Source organism: uncultured Rikenella sp. (assembly GCF_947628055.1).
Taxonomy (GTDB): Bacteria; Bacteroidota; Bacteroidia; order Bacteroidales; family Rikenellaceae; genus Rikenella.
On record NZ_CANQYJ010000138.1, the window covers coordinates 1 to 4,810 of the forward strand.

At 57.4% G+C, this 4,810-nt stretch carries 3 protein-coding genes; 2 read left to right on the plus strand and 1 reads right to left on the minus strand.

The genetic code is table 11. The annotated features are described in order from the left end of the window. Positions 1–140: 140 nt before the first annotated feature. On the minus strand, positions 141–1,139 hold the full coding sequence (locus Q0Z93_RS09640) for a KpsF/GutQ family sugar-phosphate isomerase (protein ID WP_298064991.1): 999 nt from the start codon (positions 1,137–1,139) through the stop codon (positions 141–143). Positions 1,140–1,254: 115 nt separating this feature from the next. On the opposite strand from Q0Z93_RS09640, the gene recQ reads away from it, so the two are divergent. Then, positions 1,255–3,459, plus strand: coding sequence for a DNA helicase RecQ (recQ, locus tag Q0Z93_RS09645; RefSeq protein ID WP_298064992.1), 2,205 nt, complete (start codon positions 1,255–1,257; stop codon positions 3,457–3,459). A 36-nt stretch (positions 3,460–3,495) separates the two neighbouring features. Next, complete coding sequence (gene rsmA, locus Q0Z93_RS09650; protein WP_298064995.1) at positions 3,496–4,314, plus strand: 16S rRNA (adenine(1518)-N(6)/adenine(1519)-N(6))-dimethyltransferase RsmA; 819 nt, start codon at positions 3,496–3,498, stop codon at positions 4,312–4,314. Positions 4,315–4,810: the final 496 nt, after the last annotated feature.

Below are 4,810 nucleotides of genomic sequence, written 5' to 3' on the forward strand. Positions count from 1 at the left end.
TTGTTCACAACCGAGCAGCGTTCCGAGGGCAGAGACCGCTTGCGGGCTATGCCGAGGTAGCGCGAGGAAAACAAGCGAAGCGAAGTTAAAGAGAACAGTACCCTCAAACAGAGGCAGTGAATAACCGAACGATAAAATATTCAGACTACCCCTTCGCGAAGAATATCGTGGATATGGATGATCCCGCAATAGTCATCATTCCGATCCGGATCCAGCACCAGAAGCTGCGTAATCTTATTCTGCTCCATCATCCGGAACGCCTTGACCGCCAGCTCGTCCGCCGGGATCGTTTTCGGCGCGACCGACATGATGTCCCGCGCCCTCACCGCCGCCAACTCTCGTCCGCTCTCGAGCATCCGCCGCAAATCCCCGTCCGTGATGATCCCCTCCAGCCGCCCCGAAGCCGGATCCACCACCGCCGTCGCACCGAGACGCTTGCTCGAAATCTCGATAATGACCTCATTCAGCGGCGCCTCCGGCGCCACCTTCGGCACCCCCTCGTCCGACATGATGTCGCGCACCCGCGTGTAGAGCTTCTTCCCCAACGCCCCCCCCGGATGGAACCGCGCGAAATCCTGCGCCGTGAAGCCCCGCATCTTGAGCAGCGTCATCGCCAGCGCATCCCCCATGACCATCTGCGCCGTCGTGCTCGACGTCGGCGCCAGGTTGTTCGGACACGCCTCCTCCGCCACCGTCGTATTCAGTATCCGGTCGCTGTGCTGCGCCAGAAACGAATCGAGATTGCCCACCATCCCGATCAACAGATTCCCCATCTGCCGGATGAACGGCACCAGCACCTTGATCTCCGGCGAATTGCCGCTTTTCGAGATGCAGATGACGATGTCCTCCGGCAGGATGATCCCCAGATCGCCGTGGATGGCGTCCGCCGCGTGCATGAAGACCGCCGGCGTTCCGGTGGAATTGAGCGTCGCCACGATCTTGTTGGCGACGATGGCGCTTTTGCCGATACCCGTTATGATGAGCCGCCCCTTGCTTCGGAAGATCGTTTCGGCGATCTCGACGAAACTGAGGTCGATATAATTTTCCAGCCGTTCGACGGCGGAGCACTCGGTGCGGATGATATTCCGGGCGAATGCGATGGTATTTTCGGGAGTCACTGTCGATGGATTTTTAGACAAAGGTAGTTGGATTTCGTAAAAAATCGCTACCTTTATTGTGGCTCGCATCAGGTCGTTCTTTTTCCGGAGCGGGCGCGACAGCCATTTACGATATTCTATCTATTACGGCGAAACTATGTCTCAGCATCCGACCGATATTCTGTACGAGAGCCTGAAACGGCATTTCGGCTTTTCGCAGTTCAAGGGGAACCAGGAAGAGGTGATCCGCAACGTGCTGGCGGGGAACGACACGTTCGTATTGATGCCCACGGGAGGAGGGAAATCGCTGTGCTATCAGCTGCCGGCACTGATGATGGACGGGGTGGCGATCGTCATTTCGCCGCTCATCGCCTTGATGAAGAATCAGGTGGACTCGATGCGGACTTTCTCGATGGAAGACGGGGTGGCGCACTTCCTCAACTCTTCCTTGAATAAGAGCGCGGTGCAGCGGGTGCGCGAGGATGTCTTGGCCGGGAAGACCAAATTGCTCTATTTCGCACCCGAATCGCTGACCAAGGAGGAAAACGTCGAATTTCTGCGGCGGATCAAAATCTCGTTCTATGCGATCGACGAAGCGCACTGCATTTCGGAATGGGGGCATGATTTCCGGCCGGAGTACAGACGGATACGGCCGATTATCGCGGAGATCGGACAGGCGCCGGTGATCGCCTTGACCGCTACGGCGACGCCGAAAGTGCAGCTCGACATCCAGAAAAACCTCGGGATGCAGGACGCCAAGGTGTTCAAGTCGTCGTTCAACCGGGCGAACCTGTACTACGAAGTGCGGCCGAAAGTGGGGGCCACGAAGGAGATCATCAAGTATATCAAGCAGAACCCGGGCAAGAGCGGGATTATCTACTGCCTGTCGAGAAAAAAAGTCGAGGAGCTGGCTGAATTGCTGGTGGTGAACGGAATCAAGGCGCTGCCGTACCATGCGGGGATCGACGCGGCGACGCGGGCGGCCAACCAGGACAAATTCTTGATGGAAGAGGTGGATGTGATCGTGGCCACTATCGCGTTCGGGATGGGGATCGACAAACCGGATGTCAGGTACGTGATACACTACGATATTCCCAAGTCGTTAGAGGGATACTATCAGGAGACGGGGCGCGCGGGACGGGACGGGGGTGAAGGACGGTGCATTACGTTCTACAGTTACAAGGATATTCAGAAACTCGAAAAGTTCATGCAGGGCAAGCCGGTGGCCGAGCAGGAGATCGGGAAACTCTTGCTTCAGGAGACGGTGTCGTATGCCGAGAGCGCGATGTGCCGGCGGCGGATGCTGCTGCATTACTTCGGGGAGCAGTACGGGGCGGAGAATTGCGGCTGCTGCGACAACTGCTGCAACCCGCGCGAGGAGTTCGAGGGGCGGGAGTTCATGCGGCTGATGCTCGAAACCCTCGATGCCATCGGGCCGGGGTTCAAGGCGGACTATCTCGAAGCGATGCTGTTGGGAAAGGCGACGAATCTCATCAAATCGTACAAACACCACAAACTGGAACTGTTCGGAGCGGGGGCAGATCACGACGCGCAGTTCTGGAGTGCGGTGATCCGGCAGGGACAGATCTTGGGATTGGTGGACAAGGACATCGAAAATTACGGACTGCTGTCGATCAGCGAGGCGGGTCGGGCGTTTATCGCTCCGGGAGGGGGGTACAGCGTGAAACTGGTGTCGGACCACCGATACGAGGATACGGACGACGACGATTCGCTGGCGACGCACGGAGGCGGACGCGGCGGAGGGGCGGCGGATCCGGTGCTCTTTGCGATGCTGGACGAACTGCGACGGGAGGTGGCGAAGAAGAACAACTTACCGCCGTTCGTGATTTTCTCGGAACCGTCGCTGGAGGATATGACGATCCAGTATCCGGTGACCCTCGAGGAGATGCAGAATATCACGGGGGTCGGGGCGGGGAAGGCCAAACGCTACGGGCAGCCGTTCATCGAGCTCATCGGCCGGTATGTGGAGGAAAACAATATCGAGCGGCCGCAGGAGATGGTGGTCAAAAGCGTGGTGAACAAGAGCGGAAACAAGGTCTTCATCATCCAGAGCATCGACCGCAAGATGGATTTCGAGGATATTGCGGATGCGAGGGGGCTCTCGATGGAGGAACTGATGGACGAGATCGAGGCGATCGTGGGGTCGGGGACACGGCTCAATATCGATTACTATATTGCGGAGATGGTGGACGAGGACAAGGTGTTGGACATCATCGACTATTTTACGGAGGAGGCGCAGACGGATTCGGTGGAGGAGGCGGTGCGGGAATTAGGGGCGGATTATACGGAGGAGGAGATCCGGTTGGTGCGGGTCAAGTTCCTCTCGGAGGCGGGAAACTGACCGGTTTACGGGGATTTCGCGATCCCGAAAAGAAAGATTTTGGAAGTAAGGGCAAAGAAATACTTAGGGCAGCATTTCCTGACCGATCTGCATATCGCACGGCGCATCGCCGAAGTGCTTGAACCGGTTCCGGCGGATGCCGGCGGAACGCAGTGCGTGCTGGAGGTGGGGCCGGGGATGGGGGTGCTGACGCAATATCTGCTGCCGGTATACGGCGACCGGCTGACGGTGGCGGAGATCGACGGGGAGAGCGTGGCCTATCTGCGGGCGCATTATCCGGAGCTGCATATTATCGAAGGGGATTTTTTGCTGCTCGATCTGGCCGGTCTTTATCCGGAGGGGGTGAGGATCATCGGAAATTTCCCCTATAATATCTCGTCGCAGATTTTCTTTAAGGTTCTGGAGGCCAAAGATCTTGTGCCGGAGGTGGCGGGGATGATCCAGAAAGAGGTGGCGGTGCGGCTGGCGGCGCTTCCGGGGGGGAAGGAGTATGGGATTCTCAGTGTTTTGTTGCAGGCGTATTATGATATAGAATATCTGTTTACGGTGCCGCCGGGGGTGTTCAATCCGCCGCCGAAGGTGCAGAGTGCGGTGATCCGGCTCCGGCGGAACGGGACGGTGCGTTTGGCTTGTGACGAGGTGCTGTTCAAGCAGATTGTCAAGGCGACGTTCAACCAGCGCCGGAAAACGATACGAAATTCGCTGGGCTCGTCTTTTCCCGAGGTGCTGCATGCGGTGGCGGAGGGACGGGTGGAGGCGCATCCGTTTTTCGGTCTGCGGCCGGAAACGCTGTCGGTGGCGCAGTTTGTCGAACTGACTGGTTGGGTGGAAACAGTTTTGCGAAAAGATAAATAACTGTTTGTTCAAAGGGGAGCTTTCCAGTCGGCCGAGGTTTTTTTCTTCGGTAATCGCTTCAAACCGGCGGGACTTTCTCTCTGGTGAAAGCGTTCCCTCGCCGGGGGTAGAGGTCTTTCCTTTTCTCTCCTCTCGCTCAGACTGCCTGTAAACGCAACTTGATTCTCAATTGTAGGTTTCTTTTCGGGTCGGACGCCCGGGAAACTTAGGGTAGTTCCAGCCCGGATCGTGTGCCGAGCGGCACACGATCCGGGCTGGAACTACCCAATCCCGCAGGCTGCGACCTGAAACTATATTTGTCCCGCGCGCTGGCGGAAATCCTGTTCAAAAGCAATTCATGCTTTTGAACGATTTCCTGCTCCAACCGTCGCGCGCGGGTGCCGCTCGGCACGCGAACCGGGCTAAAACTACCCTAAACGATCCCGCAGGCTGCGACCTGAAACTATATTTGTCCCGCGCGCTGGCGGAAATCCTGTTCAAAAGCAATTCATGCTTT

Bases quoted from the DNA above. Each gene is read 5' to 3' on its own strand.
- recQ (WP_298064992.1), top strand. From the start codon at position 1,255: ATGTCTCAGCATCCGACCGATATTCTGTACGAGAGCCTGAAACGGCAT.